The 16015-nt window shown below is 67.5% G+C and carries 15 protein-coding genes and 2 tRNA genes; 7 read left to right on the forward strand and 10 right to left on the reverse strand.

Translation table 11 applies throughout. The features are described from left to right. Positions 1–188: 188 nt before the first annotated feature. Both AC3WQR_RS06325 and AC3WQR_RS06330 read right to left on the reverse strand, forming a co-directional pair. A complete protein-coding gene (locus tag AC3WQR_RS06325) occupies positions 189–2168 on the reverse strand; it encodes a YadA family autotransporter adhesin (RefSeq protein ID WP_492741466.1) in 1980 nt (659 codons plus the stop codon). Between the two features lie 179 nt (positions 2169–2347). Next, positions 2348–2749, reverse strand: coding sequence for a hypothetical protein (locus AC3WQR_RS06330; protein WP_492741467.1), 402 nt, complete (start codon positions 2747–2749; stop codon positions 2348–2350). A 226-nt stretch (positions 2750–2975) separates the two neighbouring features. On the opposite strand from AC3WQR_RS06330, the gene AC3WQR_RS06335 reads away from it, so the two are divergent. Further along, positions 2976–3434: a hypothetical protein gene (locus AC3WQR_RS06335; protein WP_492741468.1), complete on the forward strand. Its 459-nt coding sequence runs from the start codon at positions 2976–2978 to the stop codon at positions 3432–3434. Between the two features lie 77 nt (positions 3435–3511). Further along, positions 3512–4051 carry a hypothetical protein gene (locus AC3WQR_RS06340; RefSeq protein ID WP_492734803.1) on the forward strand — a complete coding sequence of 180 codons (540 nt, stop codon included), beginning with the start codon at positions 3512–3514 and terminating at the stop codon, positions 4049–4051. A gap of 52 nt (positions 4052–4103) precedes the next feature. Here AC3WQR_RS06340 and AC3WQR_RS06345 read toward each other — a convergent pair whose 3' ends face one another. Further along, a complete protein-coding gene (locus tag AC3WQR_RS06345; RefSeq protein WP_492741470.1) occupies positions 4104–5705 on the reverse strand; it encodes an MORN repeat-containing protein in 1602 nt (533 codons plus the stop codon). 188 nt (positions 5706–5893) lie between these two features. On the opposite strand from AC3WQR_RS06345, the gene AC3WQR_RS06350 reads away from it, so the two are divergent. Continuing rightward, positions 5894–6241 (forward strand): hypothetical protein, encoded by a 348-nt coding sequence (locus tag AC3WQR_RS06350; RefSeq protein WP_492741471.1) that lies wholly within the window; start codon positions 5894–5896, stop codon positions 6239–6241. 23 nt (positions 6242–6264) lie between these two features. On the opposite strand, the gene AC3WQR_RS06355 is transcribed toward AC3WQR_RS06350, so the two are convergent. The 7 genes from AC3WQR_RS06355 to AC3WQR_RS06385 all read right to left on the reverse strand — a co-directional run bounded on the left by AC3WQR_RS06355 (position 6265) and on the right by AC3WQR_RS06385 (position 11042). Further along, positions 6265–6552 (reverse strand): hypothetical protein, encoded by a 288-nt coding sequence (locus tag AC3WQR_RS06355; protein WP_143599021.1) that lies wholly within the window; start codon positions 6550–6552, stop codon positions 6265–6267. Positions 6553–7001: 449 nt separating this feature from the next. Next, positions 7002–7078: transfer RNA gene (locus tag AC3WQR_RS06360), tRNA-Arg, on the reverse strand. A 559-nt stretch (positions 7079–7637) separates the two neighbouring features. Next, positions 7638–7823, reverse strand: a complete 186-nt coding sequence (locus AC3WQR_RS06365) for a hypothetical protein (RefSeq protein WP_139140528.1) — start codon at positions 7821–7823, stop codon at positions 7638–7640. Between the two features lie 330 nt (positions 7824–8153). Continuing rightward, positions 8154–8230: transfer RNA gene (locus tag AC3WQR_RS06370), tRNA-Pro, on the reverse strand. A gap of 35 nt (positions 8231–8265) precedes the next feature. Next, positions 8266–8970 carry a glutathione binding-like protein gene (locus AC3WQR_RS06375; RefSeq protein ID WP_492741472.1) on the reverse strand — a complete coding sequence of 235 codons (705 nt, stop codon included), beginning with the start codon at positions 8968–8970 and terminating at the stop codon, positions 8266–8268. Positions 8971–9072: 102 nt separating this feature from the next. After that, positions 9073–9336: a UBP-type zinc finger domain-containing protein gene (locus AC3WQR_RS06380; RefSeq protein WP_159276589.1), complete on the reverse strand. Its 264-nt coding sequence runs from the start codon at positions 9334–9336 to the stop codon at positions 9073–9075. Between the two features lie 26 nt (positions 9337–9362). Then, the gene (locus tag AC3WQR_RS06385; RefSeq protein WP_492741473.1) at positions 9363–11042 is read right to left on the reverse strand and encodes an FAD-dependent oxidoreductase; all 1680 of its coding nucleotides are present in this window, start codon (positions 11040–11042) and stop codon (positions 9363–9365) included. Positions 11043–11200: 158 nt separating this feature from the next. On the opposite strand from AC3WQR_RS06385, the gene AC3WQR_RS06390 reads away from it, so the two are divergent. The 4 genes from AC3WQR_RS06390 to AC3WQR_RS06405 all read left to right on the forward strand — a co-directional run bounded on the left by AC3WQR_RS06390 (position 11201) and on the right by AC3WQR_RS06405 (position 16015). Then, positions 11201–12118, forward strand: a complete 918-nt coding sequence (locus AC3WQR_RS06390) for a GNAT family N-acetyltransferase (RefSeq protein WP_307635617.1) — start codon at positions 11201–11203, stop codon at positions 12116–12118. Next, a complete protein-coding gene (gene ppk1 / locus AC3WQR_RS06395; protein ID WP_492741474.1) occupies positions 12115–14442 on the forward strand; it encodes a polyphosphate kinase 1 in 2328 nt (775 codons plus the stop codon). The genes AC3WQR_RS06390 and ppk1 overlap by 4 nt, the downstream gene beginning before the upstream one ends. Positions 14443–14473: 31 nt before the next feature. Further along, positions 14474–14935, forward strand: a complete 462-nt coding sequence (locus AC3WQR_RS06400) for a SixA phosphatase family protein (protein ID WP_492741559.1) — start codon at positions 14474–14476, stop codon at positions 14933–14935. Positions 14936–15163: 228 nt separating this feature from the next. After that, positions 15164–16015, forward strand: coding sequence for a hypothetical protein (locus AC3WQR_RS06405; RefSeq protein ID WP_492741475.1), 852 nt, complete (start codon positions 15164–15166; stop codon positions 16013–16015).

Here is a 16015-nt window from a genome sequence, read left to right on the forward strand (position 1 = left end):
GGCGGGGGCCGTGGGCGCGGCGGGGCGCGTCGGCGTGTCGTGGATGGATGCCATGGAGAGCCGGGCGGCCCCGAGGGCGCGCCGGAAAAAGAGCGATACAGGCGTGGGACTGTGCCCGCGCCATGCCGTCGCTGGGAAATACGTTTTTCGTGTTTTCTTATGCGCGGCGGGCGGGCTGCGCCGTCGCGTCAGAACTCGCCCTTGAGCCCCACGCGCACGCCCACCGATCCGTTCGACCCGCTGACCCCGGCGGAGAGCGCCAGCGGCATGTCCGTCGCGAGGCGGTGCACGACGCTGGCACCCATCGCGGAGTGGCCCTTGTAGTTCGCCAGCTGCGCGGCCCAGCTGGTCTTGCCCGGTGCGGACGGCATCGGCGCGTCGCCCATCGCCATCGCCGCGGCCACGCCCTTGGCCGCGAAGCTGCGCGCCTCCGACACCGCGGCCGCCGTCAGCTGCTGTGCCTGCTGCAGGTTGACCGCGTCGGTGGGCAGCACGCCGGGCGCCACGTTGGCGATGCTGCGCGTCTGGCCGGTGGCGGCATTGCCCACCGACACCGAGTTGTCGCGCGTGGCCACGGAGCCCTGGCCGAGGGCGACCGAGTTCGATCCCGCGGCCAGCGTGTTGGCGCCCAGTGCCACCGCGTTGTTGCCCGTGGCGACGGCGTCGTTGCCGACGGCGGTCGTCGGATCGGCCAGCGCCTTCGCGCCCGCGCCGATCGCCACCGAGCCCGCGTAGCGCGCCTGTGCCCCGTTGCCCATCGCCGTGGTGTTGTCGCCGTTAGCAGTGGCGTTGGTGCCCAGCGCCGTGGCGCCCGTGCCCGTGGCCTGCGTGCCGGTGCCGCAGGTCACGTTGCCGCCGCTGAAGCTGCACAGTCCGTTGGACAGCGCCTGGTTCATGACACCCTGCAAGGCGGCGATCTGCTGCATCGTGAAGGTATTGGCCGTGGTCAGCGCGCCTTGCTGCACCTGCTGCAGCTGGCCGACGTTGGCGGCATCGGTGGCGGCGACGCCCGCGCGCACGTTGCTCAGCGTGGTGCCGGCGCCGCCGTTGGCGTTCAGCGCGACCTGGGCACCGCCCGCGCCGTACTGCACGGAGTTGTTCGCCACGCCCAGTGCGGTGTTGGCCGTGCCTTGCGCAGCGACGGCGGTGGCCTTGGCATCCGTGGCGCTGGCTTGCGCACCTTGCGCCGCGCCGAGGGCCGTGTTGGCGGTGCCCTGGGCCGTGGCTGCGGCCGTGGTTGCGGTGTTGGCCGTGCCCTGGGCGGCCGCCGCCGCGGCCTGCGCGGTGGCGACGCCCGCCTGCGCGGTTTGCGCGGCGCCCAGGGCGGTGTTGGCGGTACCTTGCGCCGCGCTCGCGGCGTCCCTGGCGAGGACGGCCGTGCCATTGGCCGCGGAGGCCGCGGCCTGTGCGGTGTCCGCGGCCTGCCGCACGGTGTACAGCTGGCCGCCGTTGACGGCATCGGTGCTGGTGGCGTTCACCGCGCCGGCGCTCACGTTCACGAGGCCGCGCGTCTGTCCCGCGTTGCCGAAAGACACGGTGTTGGCCGATGTGGCGACCGAGTTCGCGCCGATGGCCACGCCGCCGTTCGCACCGTTCGCGACCCGGCTGCCCGAGCCGATCGCCACGCCGCCCGCGGCCAGTGCTGCGGCGCCCGAGGCTGTGTCGCTCGCGCCGCCGATGGCCGTGCTGCCGTTGCCGGAGGCCTGGGCGCCCTGTTGGGAGCCCAAGGCGCTGCCGATGGCGACGGCGGCGTTGCCCGATGCCTGTGCGCCGCTGCCGCCCGACGGGGGGGGAAAGCCGCAGCAACCGCTAGCGCCGGTGCCTCCCGCGCCGAGCGCGATGGCCCCGCTGGTCGATGCCTGTGCGCCACGTCCTCCGGCGCCGCCCGTGCCGCCTGCGCTGCCCTCTCCACCGGTGCCTCCGCCTCCGATGGCCGTCGTGCCGCTTGCGGTGGCGCTGGCGCCGGCCCCTCCTGTGCCGCCGGTCCCGCCGGACGTTCCCACGCCACCATCGCCGCCCGCACCCAGCGCTGTCGCACCGTCGCCGGAGGTCGAGGCGGCACCTCCGCCGACACCGCCGAATCCACCCGACTGCACCGCGCCCACATTGCCCACGTTGCCGTGGACCAGGCCGGCCGCATGGGCACTGCCGGCAACCAGCAAGGCCACGGCAGTCAGGTGCTGAAGTGCGCGGACGCGCGATGGTTGTCCATGGACACCGTGGATGTGGACGTGGATCGGCATGGACTCTTCCCCTGTGAAAGCAAACAAGACAAACGCGTCGAAGTGTGTCTTTTTGCCCTCGAGGGAGCCATCACCGAAAACTGGTACGAGCCCTCGCCAGGGTGCTAGATCGCCTTGACTTCGAAGTACGCCTCGTCGGTATCGCCCAGGTCGCGAAAGCCCGCCGTGCGCGCGGCGTCGTAGGCCTTGACCCAGCGCGCGGCCAGCGCGAGTTCGCCCTTGGTGAGGTCGGTGTCGCTCGACTCGCTGGCGTTCTGGAACGCGCGCATCGCCGGCAGCACGTCGGCGCCCAGCTGCTTTTCGAGTTCGCGCCGGAAGCGTTGCTCCGCAACCCTGACTGCGTCGGCCGACGAGTGGGGGTAGTCGATCAGCTTGGCGGAAAAGGCGTCACGCGGCTCGTCCTCGGTGTCTTCGAGCGCGACCGCAGCGGTGACGGGCTCGTGGAAGTGGAAGAGGGGCGAGGGCGGCGCTGCCGGCCGGGGGAAGAAGAGTTCAGCTTGGGTCATGGTTCACCCACGCGGTGGACTGGGATGCGTTCTTCGGCATGTGGATTCCTTGAGAATACTGTTTAAATATACAGTATTGAATCCAGAATTCAAATGACAGACGGCGCGCATCTGGCGCGTGGAGCCCTCTGCTTTAATGGCGCCTTGCCGGGGGAGGGCCCGGGCTTGTGTCACAGAGGAAGGCGACGTGCAGATGGATTGGATGACCGTCCTGGGGACCGTCGGAGTGATCGTCCTTCAAGGGCTGTCGTTCTGGTTCCTCTACTGGCTCTGGAAGAAGCTCCGTACGCCCAAGGCGCCCCGGGCGGGGGCTGCGCCCCTTGCAATCAAGGGCGGCGCGGTGCCCGTCGTGGCCACCTTCACCGGCCTGCGCGGACTGCCGTGGGTGGCGCTGGCGACCAACAGCCTGAACCCTGTCTTGCGCATCGAAAGCGAGCAGCTGGTGTACCGCGTGCTGCGCCAGCGCGAGCGGCCCTTCGCGGACATCCGCCAGGTCGATGTGCGCGAGGCCTATGGCACCTTCAACCTGATCTTCGAGTTCCACGACGCGCGGCGGACCTTCGTGGCCAATTTGGGCACTGCGGCGCGCGGGGCGCAGGCGCTGGCGCTGCTGCCCGAGCGCGTGCCGCTCTCCGCCCGTGCGCGAGAGGCGTTGCGTCCAGCGGGCGCCAAGGCCGGCGTGTGACGGGGGCGCGCGGTGCATCGGCGCGGCCGGCGTCGATGACCTGTGCACTGCGAGGCATCGCTACTACCATCGCGTCCATGCGCCTCACCTTCCTCGCCAGCCTTCTCCTGATCGCCAGCGGCATGGCCCATGCCCAGCAGGTCTATCGATGCGGCAACCAGTACAGCGGTGAGCCGTGTGGCGGCAGCGGTGGCCGCGTGGTCGACGTGTCGCCGCCGGTGCGCAATCTCGAGGCCGCAGGTGCGTCCCAGGTGTTTCTCTGCGTCAGCAACAGCGGAGGGCGTTTCTGGTCGCCGAATCACTGCCGCGAGCGGGGCGCGCTGGTCGAGCGCATCGAGCCGGTCCCGGCAGGATTGCCGTGGGAGCAGCAGGTGGAGATGGCCGACCGGCAAACCCGGCAGGGCTATGCGGTCCAGCAACAGGCCGCGCAACAACGCGGTGCGACGTCACCGGGCGTGACGGGCACCAGTGGCGACACGTCGCGCTGTGCGCACTTCAACGAGCGGGTGGCCCACTACGACCGTTTGGCGCGGCAACCGCAGAGTGGCGCGACGCAATCCTGGATTGCGGAGCAACGCAAGGAGGCCCGGGATCAGCAGTTCAGGGCAAGGTGCTGAGGCCCGCGAAAAGCGGCTGCGCGTGAGGCCGTGAGGCCTGCGCTCGCAGGCGTCAACGGCCGGGGCCGAAATGATTCTGCGCAACGCACCGGCGCCCCCCGGATTGCACGGCATTGCAGGCGTTCTCGGCGGCAGCGTATTGCTGCTGGCGCGTCTGGCGTTCCGCGGCGATCTGGGCGGGTGTCACGCCGGGCTCGGTGGGGCAGTTGGCGGCGATCATGTCCAGCACGGTCTTCGTCATGAACATCACCGTTTCCTGGCTGGCGGTGATCGAGGCATTGGGTGCGACCTTCGTCGCGATGACCGACTGCTTCATGGCTTCGCAGGTCTGGCTGGAAAGGCGCGTCCCGGCAGGGCGGCTGGCCGCGTTGGCCGTGCCCGCGGACGACGAGCCTCCACCCGCGGCCGTGCTGCCACCCGACTCACCCGTCATCTGCCGCGCCGTCGTGGCCGCCAGCGGATGGTCGGGGAAGCGGCTCATCAAGGTGCGCTGCACTTCGCGCGCGCGGGCGCGGTCGCCCTGGGCGTTCAGCTCGTCGGCGCGGGCGAACAGCTGGCCTGGGTTCATCGTCTGCAGGCTGGTTCGGAATTGCTGTTCGGCCTGGGCCGCCTGCTCGCGTTTGCGCTGCTGTTCGGCTTCGGCCGCGAGCCGGTTCTTTTCTGCTTCGGCGCGTGCGGCGGCCTCGCGGTCGCGCGGCAGGTTGACATCGATCCGGTTGCCCTCGGTGTCGATGCGCGCGCCTACCGACAGCACGCCCTTGTCGTAGCGGCCTTCCTCGGATAGCGACCCGTCGGCGCGGTACTCGCGGCCCTGCGCGGGCTTGCCGTCCACGCGCAGGCCTTCGAAGCGTGAGCCGTCGGCGCGCGTGAAGGTGCCCTGCACGGCGCCTGTGTCGGTCCAGCGGCCGACCAGGGTGGCGCCGTTCTTGAAGCCGTACGCGCCCGCGCCGACACGCTTGCCGTTCACATACTCGCCCACGAACCGGTCGCCGGTGGGGTGCAGGACGTCGAATGCCCCCTGCCTCTCGCCTTGCCGGTACTGGCCGCGCTGGATCTCGCCGCTGGAAAAGATCGTCGTGCCGGCGCCTTCTTCCTGGCCGTCCCGGGTCTGGCCGTAATAGACCCAGGTGGTGCCGTTCTTGCCATTGCCGCTCAGGGTATCGCCGGTGCCTGCATCGCGCACGCGGTTGCCGATGTCCTGTGCGCGGGGCTGGACGTCGGGTCGGGCGCCCAGCGCACGCTCGTTGCTGCGCTCCTCGCTGTTCAGCTCTGCCGTGAAGATGGCATCGGGTGTGACTTCCTTGCGATAGCCGAACAGCAGCGTGCGCGTGCCTTCGCCAATGGCCGCCTGCAGCCGCTCCAGGTAGCTCTTGGCGCGTGCGCAGGTCTTCTGCACGTTCAGCACGAAGCGGCAGCCGACATGCGCGGCGCAGAGATCGGCCTGGGTGACTGTGGCCTCGTCCTTGAGCTCGGCGCAGTTGGCGATCTCGGGATTGACTTGAGCCCGAGCGTCCGCAGGAACAGCCAGTACACAGGCCGAGAGGACGAGCACCGACAGGAAGTGGGTGGGGATCCGGATTGCGTGCAAGAGGCCATCCCGACCTCGGCGGTGGGAGGTGGCGTTAGGTTCTTGCGCGGTGGTCTTTATCGTCATGGCGTCATCCCCTCGATTTGAGACCAGCCGAATCTAGTCGCTCGATTTGCAAGCGAAATACCTCTTTTGTGGGAGTCCACGGAAACCAGTGGGCTGCGACTGCGCTGGCCAAGAAAAAGCCCGCACGACGGCGGGCAAGGGTGGTCCTGAGGAGAGGAGAGAAAAATTGGGCCACTGAACTCAGTCTGGTGGCCGATCTTCTCGATCAGCGCACCGAGGCATATTGGCTATTGCATGTTCCCCCGGTTGTATTGGTCAAGCCCACGCTGAAAAGCCGTTTTCCCGTTGTACGCCTGGTCATTCTCCCGAAAATATTGGGCAGCAGTCTGAAAGTCCTTGGCGCATTGCTTGTAATGGTTGGCCGCCATCGGTCGGCGATTCTTCTCAGCCTCATGAGCGGCAGTTTCACATTTTCTTTTGTTGTCCATGGATGTCGTCCAATTGCTGGCGAGTGCATGAGAGGAGACGAATGCCAGCAAGATGGCGAGAGAAAATCGAATCATGTGAACTCCTATAAAACCCTGTTTGGTCAATGATGAATTGCAAGCGTTATTTCGCCTCAGGGTTCCCGCCGGATACGATTTGAGCGCTCCCTGGCTTCTTGAACGGATCCCGCTCCCCGGGTGTTGAATCGAACAAGGCACGTGGCGTGTGCGTCTTGGGCGCGCTTGAGCTTGGTGGCTGCGCAGTACTCTCTGTCGTCCTGTGTTCGCTCGCGCTGGCATTGCGCGCGCGTTGTCATGACGGCGCTGTCGAAGTCCCCGCATGCGCGCTGCGCTTCATTGGCGCTCGCAAGGGCGGCGTACAGAAAAAGGCCGAATGCCAATAGCGGGCTCTTGTAATTCATCGACGTCTCCTCGTGGTGGAAGACCCGAATCTATCCATGCCATTTTGCAAACCAAATACCGCATTTGTGGGAGTCAACGGATACCGGTAGCACGGCAGCGATCACCTTTCGGAGGATGACTGGGCAGTCTTGGGAGAGATCGGAGGGGCTGTACCGCGAGGGAGCGAGCAGGCGACGGGCGGGTTAAACCTACCGCCGCATCCGTCGGCAGCAAGTGCGTCGACTGGACGGTAGCTCGCGCATGCGTGCTCTGTGCGTTGTCCTTCCGAGCGCAAGGACAGCGTGCGCCAGTCTGGCGATATGCCGAGGGTCATCGGGGAAGGCGATGGGGTAGACGACGCAGCAGACCATGGTGAGCCAGTCGCTGTCGACCAAATCCCCCGCCAGCTCTTCGGGGCCGGAGCAACTGCGCAAAAGTTGGAGAAACCCGTTGCGGTTAGAGACGCAAATGGCCTGCCCGGAGGGGATCGAACCCCCGACAACCTGCTTAGAAGGCAGGTGCTCTATCCAACTGAGCTACGGGCAGATTCCGGTTGAGAAGCGATGGCCGGAGCCTTCGGTCCTCGGGCCGCCGGTGAGGCGGCAACAGACCCGAAAAATCAACGGTCTGGACGCTTCTGCCTCTGACCGGGGAAGCGCGGATTCTACCTACATCCCTCCATGTACGACGCCTTCGGCGGCGGTCGTTGAGAGGGGGAAAGGGCGGGGCCGGCGCGGGACGACACCTTGGCGGTCTCGGCGGCCTGCTTCGACACGAGCTGCTTCTTGCCGCAGGTGCTGCACCGGTAGAACCTGAGGGCCGGCAGCATCCTCATCCAGGTTCGCCGCTCGATGCGGCGAAGGCCAGCCAGGCCGCAGGAACATCGGAGAAACAGATTCAGCAGCATCACAGAAGAGTTCAAACCGGGAAGGTGTCGACACTCTTTCCCCGACGCTGCTTCGCGGTTTGCGCAACCGTGAAGCACCCGCGTTCGATTCTGTGGGGGCGCAAGGCATGCAGCGAAAGGACTGCACGCGCAACAGATTGCTAAGGACGGCGTTTCGCCCGCCCGATGCCTCTGTGGATCGCTGGGGCCGAAGGGGCGTCAGACGTTTTCCGAGCGGTACTTCCAGACCGCGTCGTTCACCGCGCGTTCGGACGCCAGTTGCTTCTTTCCGCAGGCGCTGCATTGGTAGAAGCGCAGGCTCGAGAAGAGTCGCATCCATGGCCGGCGCTCGATGCGTGCGAGATGCCTGAGGCCGCAAGAACAGCGGGAAAAGTAATTCAGCATCGGAAAAGGGTCCAGGGGTGAGGGTTCTGTTGCGACGTCCATCCCTGACTCAGCTCTTCGGCTTTGTAAACGCAATTCCGCTTACTTTGTAAACACGATCACGATTGGCTCGATTCTGCGTGAGCGCCGAGGGCCTCGCGGGTAGTTCCTTAAGAAAAAGGTTGTCTTGACGGTGTAACAACAAGGCAGCGGCGTTGCCTGATGTACGGAAAGCCGTGGGTCGTGCTACGAAACGTCTAAAGGGCGGTGAGATTCGCGGCGATCGCGCGCGGCCCGGAAAAGAAAAAAGCCTGCAACGACTTTCATCGTTGCAGGCTTTCACTTTTCTTTTGGTCGGGGCGAAAGGATTCGAACCTTCGACCCTCTGGTCCCAAACCAGATGCGCTACCAGGCTGCGCTACACCCCGCCAAGCCTTCCATTCTAGCCCGAATAAGAGGCCGCTCAGCGCTTCTCGTACTGTGTCTTGCCAAAAAGGATCTCGCGCGCCTTGTCATCGGTGATGGGACGGCGCAGGTCGGCCAGCACTTTCACGCCGCGCTGCACGGCGGGGCGCGCGGCGACGCCGTCGAACCAGGCCTTCAGGTGCGGGTAGTCGGTGAGGGTGATGCCCTGGTTCTCCCAGCTGCGCAGCCACGGGAAGATGGCGATGTCGGCAATCGAATAGCTCGTGCCGGCGATGAACTTGTGCTTGGACAGCTGTCGGTCGATCACGCCGTACAGGCGCCGGGCCTCGTTGGTGTAGCGGTCGACGGCATAGGCGATCTTCTCGGGCGCGTAGATGCGAAAGTGGTGCGCCTGGCCGAGCATCGGACCGACGCCGCCCATCTGGAACATGAGCCACTGCAGCACGTCGTAGCGCTCGCGGTCGCCCGTGGGCAGGAACTTGCCGGTCTTGCCCGCGAGGTACACGAGGATGGCGCCCGATTCGAACAGCGAGATCGGCTGGCCGTCCGGTCCGTCGGGATCGGTGATGGCGGGGATCTTGTTGTTCGGGCTGATCTTCAGGAACTCGGGTGCGAACTGGTCGCCGGTGCCGATGTTCACGGGGTGCGCGTGGTACGGCAGGCCGCACTCCTCGAGCATGATGTGAATCTTGTGGCCGTTCGGCGTGGGCCAGGAATAGACCTCGATGGGCGATGCGGGCATGTCGCGGGCTCCGGAGTGAGAGGGTTGTGACGGGAGAACGGCAGCATATACACGCCCCTGCGGTCGCGTGCGGGTGCGGGCATTGGCCGTTCGGCCGTCCGGTCACCCCACCTGCCGCTCGTGTGCGTTGCACCACATCCAGTGTTCGCCGGGCTCGATCGACTGGATCACCGGATGCCCTTCGGCCCGCGCATGTTTCGTGGCGTGGCGGTTCTTCGAGGAGTCGCAGCAGCCCACATGGCCGCAGTGCACGCACAGGCGCAGGTGCACCCAGGTGTCGCCGGTCTTCAGGCAGTCTTCGCAGCCGCGGGGCGCGTGCGGTTGGGCGAGGTCGGCGGGAACGTGTTCGCAGGCGTGGATGGGCATGGGTGTCTCAGGACAAGAAGAATGGTTCAGGCCACGGCCGAGGCCGACGACAAATGCTGGTGAATGAGCGCCACCACCGCGGCGCCTTCGCCGATCGCGCCGCCCACGCGCTTGACCGAGCCCGAGCGCACATCGCCCACCGCGAACACGCCCGACACGCTCGATTCGAGCGCCGTGGCCGGGCGCGCCGGAAAGCCGCTGCTCGCGGCCGGGCCGGTCAGCACGAAGCCGTGCTTGTCGACCGACACGCCGCAGCCTTCGAGCCATGAGGTCTCGGGCTCCGCGCCGACGAACAGGAAGATGTTGCGCGCGGGGCAGTCGTGCTCCTGGCCCGAGGTGTGGCAGCGCCACGTGGCGCCCGTCAGGCCTTCTTCGGGCGCGCCGTGCAGCCGCACGAGCTCGGTGTGCGGTTGCAGCGAGATGTTGGGCGTGGCCTCGATGCGGTCGATGAGGTAGCGCGACATGCTGGCCGCCAGCGACGGCCCGCGCACCAGCACGTTGACCTTGGCCGCATGGCGCGACAGGAACACCGCCGCCTGGCCCGCCGAGTTGCCGCCGCCCACCAGCGCCACTTCCTGCTGCGCGCAGATCTTCGCTTCGATGGCCGAGGCCCAGTACCAGATGCCGCGGCCTTCGAACTCGGCCAGGCGCGGCACGCCGGGGCGGCGGTAGCGCGCGCCGCTCGCAATGACCACCGTGCGCGCGCTGATCGTGCGGCCGTCGGTGAGCTTCAGCGCCAGGCTGTCCCGCGCGTTCTCGCGCGAGCAGTCGAGCGCCGCGACCTGCGCCGGGATCAGCATCTCGACGCCGAACTTCTGCGCCTGCACGAACGCGCGGCCCGCCAGCGCCTGTCCCGAGATGCCGGTCGGAAAGCCCAAGTAGTTCTCGATGCGCGCGCTGGCGCCGGCCTGTCCGCCGAAGGCACGGCAGTCGAGCACGATCACGCGCAGCCCTTCGGAGGCCGCATACACGGCGGTCGCGAGGCCAGCCGGCCCGGCGCCGACCACGGCCACGTCGTAGAGCTCGTCGCGCGCCGCGGTGTCGACCATGCCGAGGCAGCGCGCAAGGCCTTCGTCGCTCGGGTTGACCAGCACCGAGCCGTCGGGGCAGACAGCCAGTAATTTGTCGGGACCGTATTGGGCGAGCAGCGCGGCGGCATCGGCATCGGCGGCCGCATCGACCAGGTGATAAGGATGGCCGTTGCGGCGCAGGAAGTTCTCCAGCCGCGCCATCTCGGGTGAATCCGGCCGGCCGATCAGCACCGGCCCGGCCGCGCCTGATTCGATCAGCGCCACGCGCCGCAGGATCAGCGCGCGGGTGATGCGCTCGCCCAGGTCGGCCTCGGCCACCAGCAGCGCGCGCAGGCGGTCCGGCGGCACGACCAGCGCCTCGACTTCTTCGTCCGCATGGCCGTCGACCAGGGCAGGGCGCCCGCTCAGTTGGCCGACCTCGGCGAGGAACTCGCCCGGCCCCTGGCGTGCGATCGGCACCACATGGCCGAGGCCGTCGCGCTGCGTGACGGCGACCACGCCCTTGAGCAGCACGAACATGCCGGCGCCGGTCTCGCCGGCGGTGAACAGCCGCTCGCCGCGCGCAAAGCGCTGCACGCTGCCGAAGCTGGCGATGCGTGCCATCTCGGCGTCACTGAGGACGGGGAAAGTCTGGTGCAGGCGGCTGTTGGGGGCGCCTGGTGCGTCGGTGGCCATGGGGTCGAACTCCGTGTCGCGAATGCCCCGCATTAGACGCCGAAGCGACCCTGAAACGGGCGTGGCGCGCGTTGTAACAACGTCATGTGTCTGCCACGCCGCTGACATGCCGGTTTCATTGCGCGTGTCCAGACTCGGTCAGCAGAAAGGGATTTCCCATGAAAGAACTGCCGAACCCGACGTTTCCGCTCTCGCAGCTCGGACTGCGCGCAGCCTTGTGGCCCGCACCCGCGGCCGGAACCCCCGCCGTTGCTGCTGCCGCCGCCGCCACCGTCGCCGCACTGGCCACCCGCACGGCGGTGCCCGAGGCGCCGCTGGCCGTCATCGTGCCGCCGGTGGTCGAAGCCAAGCCGGGCATCACGGTGAGCTGGGCGCGTCATCTGGATGACGTGCGCGCCGCGCAACGCCTGCGTCACGACGTGTTCGTCGGCGAGATGGGCGCGCGCCTCACCACGCCGCTGGCCGGCCACGACATCGACCTGTTCGACGACTTCTGCGAACACCTGCTGGTGCGCGACGAACTCACCGGCCAGGTCATCGGCACCTACCGCGTGCTGACCCCCGCGCAGGCGCGCCGCGTCGGCAGCACCTACAGCGACACCGAGTTCGACCTGACCCGCCTGCGCGACCTGCGCGAGCGCATGGTCGAGCTGGGCCGCAGCTGCGTGCACGCCGAGCACCGCCAGGGCGGCGTGATCCTCGCGCTGTGGGGCGCGCTCGCCGGCTTCATGCACCGCAACAAGCTCGACACCATGATCGGCTGCGCGAGCATCCCGATGTCGCACAACGGCGTGACCAGCGGCGACGCAGCGGCCAGCATCTGGCGCCAGCTCTCGGCTAGCCACCTGGCGCCGATCCAGTACCAGGTGCAGCCGCGCCTGCCGCTGCCGGTCGAGCGGCTCGACAGCGCGCTCGACGTGGAACCGCCCGCGCTCATCAAGGGTTACCTGCGCCTGGGCGCCAAGGTGCTCGGCGCGCCGGCCTGGGACCCGGACTTCAACACCGCCGACCTGCCGATGCTGATGCGCATCGACGACCTGCCGGCGCGCTACCGCAAGCACTTCCTCGGCGCATGAAGCCGGCGGCCATCCGGCCCGACGCCGGGCCGCACGCTGCTTCGCTGTCGCCGAATGTGTCAGGTTCGCTCTCTGTGGGGCAGGGTGCGTCACGCGAATGTCATGGAACTGTCACGGACGAAGTTGACACTGTCATATTTCAGCCGTCGTGTTCTCCCGTGCCGCTTGCTCCAGAATCAGTGCCCATGCCCTCCCTCTCCGCTGACCCGTCGCGCGCCGGCGAAGCGTCTTCGTTCGCGTTGCTGGACCGCGACCACAGCATCCTCTCGTTCAACGAGCGCGTGCTCGACTGGGCCCACCGGCCCGAAGTGCCGCTGATCGAACGGCTGCGCTACCTGTGCATCGTGTCGTCGAACCTCGACGAGTTCTTCGAAGTCCGCGCCGCACCGCACCTGAGCGCGGGCAGTGCCGGTGATCGCAAGGGCACCTACACGGTCGAGTCTTTCGAACGCCTGTCTGAAGCGGCCCATGCGCTCGTGGCGCGCCAGTACGCGCTGTACAACGACGAGCTGATGCCGACCTTTGCCACGCACGGCATCCACATCGTGTCGCACGGCGAACGCAACCCGGCCCAGCGCAAGTGGGTCAGCGAGTATTTCGAGCGCGAAGTGCGCCCGCTGCTGATCCCCGTGGGGCTCGACCCGGCGCACCCGTTCCCGCAGGTGGCCAACAAGTCGCTGAACTTCATCGTGCGCCTGGGCGGCAAGGACGCCTTCGGCCGCGAGAACCCGATCCAGATCGTCAAGCTGCCGCGCGTGCTGCCGCGCCTGATCAAGATGCCGGCCAAGGTGTCGGACGGCAAGACGCTGTTCGTGGCGCTGTCGAGCGTGGTGCGCGCGCACCTGGCCAGCATGTTCCCGGGGCGCGAGGTGGGCGACTTCTCGCAGTTCCGCGTGACGCGCCACTCCGACCTCGCGGTCGACGAGGAAGACGTCAAGAACCTGCGCACCGCGCTGCGCCAGGGCCTGCAGCACCGCCACTATGGGCAGGCCGTGCGGCTGGAGGTGTCGGCGAGCTGCGCCGAATCGCTCGCGAGCTTCCTGCTGGCGCAGTTCAACCTGCCGCCGCAGGCGCTGTACCGCGTGCACGGGCCGGTGAACCTGGCGCGGCTCACGCAGCTCATCGACCTGATCGGCGAGCCGCAGCTGCGCTTTCCTCCGTACGCGCCGTCGTTCCCCGTCACGCTGTCGCCCGCCCAGTCGTTCTTCGAGCGGCTGCAGCGCGGCGACGTGCTGATCCACCAGCCCTTCGAGAGCTTCGACGGCGTGCTCGCGTTCCTGCGCGAGTCGGTGCTCGACCCGCAGGTGCTCGCTATCAAGCAGACCATCTACCGCACCGGCGCCGACTCCGAGCTCATGGACCTGCTGCGTGAAGCCGTGCGCCGCGGCAAGGAAGTGACGGTGGTGGTCGAGCTGAAGGCGCGCTTCGACGAAGAGGCCAACATCAACTGGGCCGAGATGCTCGAGTCGATCGGCGCGCAGGTGGTGTACGGCGTGGTGGGCCTGAAAACCCACGCCAAGATGCTGCTGGTGACGCGCCGCGAGGGCAAGCAACTGCGCCGCTACGGCCACCTGTCCACCGGCAACTACAACCCGCGCACGGCGCGGCTGTACACCGACATCAGCCACCTCACGGCCGACCCGGCGCTCACGGCCGACATGGAGGCCGTGTTCGTCCACATGGCCAGCCAGAGCCGCCTGCCCAAGCTCAACCGCATGTGGCTCGCGCCCTTCGACCTGCACAAGAACCTGGTCGCGCGCATCGATGCGCTGGGGCAGGCCGCCGCCAGCGGCGAGCCCACGCGCATCGTCGCCAAGATGAACGCGTTGACCGACGAAGAGATCATCGGCGCGCTCATCCGCGCGGGGCAGAAGGGCGTGAAGATCGACCTCATCGTGCGCGGCGCCTGCACGCTGCCGGCGCAGGTGCCGGGGCTCACCGACAACGTGCGCGTGCGCTCGGTGATCGGTCGCTTCCTCGAGCATTCGCGCGTGTTCTATTTCCGCCATGGCGAGGACGAGTCGCTGTACCTGTCGAGCGCCGACTGGATGAACCGCAACATGATGCGGCGCATCGAGCTGGCCTGGCCCGTGACTGACCCCAACCTGCGCCAGCGCCTCATCGACGAGTGCCTGGTGGCTTACCTGCACGATGGGCGCGACGCCTGGGACCTGGGCGGCGACGGCATCTACCGGCGTGTCGACCATGACACCCACCCCGGCGAGGCGGGTGCGTCCCCCGCGATCGAAGCGCATGGCGCCCAGGCCGCCTTGATGGGCCGCTATGCATCACGAGGAAACCACCGTGATGCGTCCGGCAATTGAAATTGAAGAAGAAGTTCGAAAGACGATGAGCATGGACTTGATCTTCTGGCGTCACGCCGAAGCCGAGGACTGGACCGAAGGGTGTGACGACATGCAGCGCTCGCTCACCCCGCGCGGCGAAAAGCAGGCCAAGCGCATGGCCATCTGGCTCGACCGGCAGCTGCCCGACGGCACGCGCATCGTGTGCAGCCCGGCGCGCCGCTGCGAGCAGACCGCGCTCGCGCTGGGCCGCAAGTACAAGCTGCGCTCCGAGCTGTCGCCCGACACCACCCCCGACGCACTGCTGGCCGCCACGGGCTGGCCCAACGGCAAGTCGGTGGTGCTGGTGATCGGCCACCAGCCCTCGCTGGGCCAGGCCATCTCGATGCTGCTCGGCCTGAAGCAGGACAGCTGCCCGGTGCGCAAGGGCTCGCTGTGGTGGATCCGCACCCGCGAGCGCGACGGCGACGTGCAGACCGTCGTCGTGACGGTGCAGGCGCCCGAGCTTCTCTAGCTGCTACAGCGGTCCTCCGCGGCGAATACCCCTGCCTGGCGCTTGCGGACAGGCGCTTTGTCACGGTCGCGGGCAGAGGTGGCAGGGCGCTTGTCTCCCGGAAAAAGGGGCGAAGCACTCATGCGCGAGCGCGGCGTAATTTCTACAGTGTGACTCCACGGCAGCGTGCTTTTGACGCCGATGCGGGAAAGAAGCGGTGCCGGTCGACCACATCACTGGGGAAGACGCATGAAACCGCTCAACACACTGCCAGGAAGCTTCATGAACATGCTGCGTGCAGACGCGGACATGCGGTTGAAGGCGCTGATTTTTCTGCTTGTTGCCGCAGCCCTGCTGTCGGGGTGCGCGACGAACACCGCCGCGCCTGTGGCGCCGACCCGTCACGATGTCGCCCGGTCGATCGAGAAGGTCGAGCTCATCTACAACCAGGAAGACCAACTGATCGTCACGGATGGCGGCGGGTCGGGGCTGACGGGCTTCGCAGGGTTTCTGGGACCCCTCGCTGCACTGGTGGCCATCTCCGTCGATACCAACAGCCGACTGACGATGGCCGCCCGGACCGACCAGCGCAGCAAGGAGTTCACGGCCGCAGTGAAGAACAGCGGAGTGACCATGGGGCTGAACAGGCAGTTCGCAGAGCGACTGGCGGCGCGCCTGCGGGACAGTGGCCGCGAGGTGAAGCTGACGCCTTTCTTCCGCGCGACCGGAGAGCACGCGCAGATGCAGGTGCAGGAACTCCAGCCGACGCCCGGCTACAGCACATTGATCTTGCGGATCACGACGTCTTATGGCGCGGCCGATGCGACATCGAGCTTCAAGCCGTACGTCTGGGTGGAGCAGTTGCTCAGGGACGAGAAGCAGTCCGTCGTGGGCCAGACGTTGCAGGTCGCCGACGTGAGCGAGCCGACCTATCTCCTGTACGACGGCCTGCTCAAGGACACCGCAGGCGCTCGCGAAGGGTTGAAGCGCGGGCTCGACCAGATCGTGCAGCCGGCCTATGTCAGCCTGTTCGGGGAAGACGAGCCGCGCAAGGCCAGCGCTGCGGCAGTCACGCAGACGGCCGGCATCGACACGAAGTGA

The sequence above is a fragment of the Variovorax sp. FW305-3-2-15-B-LB1 genome (assembly GCF_058787635.1).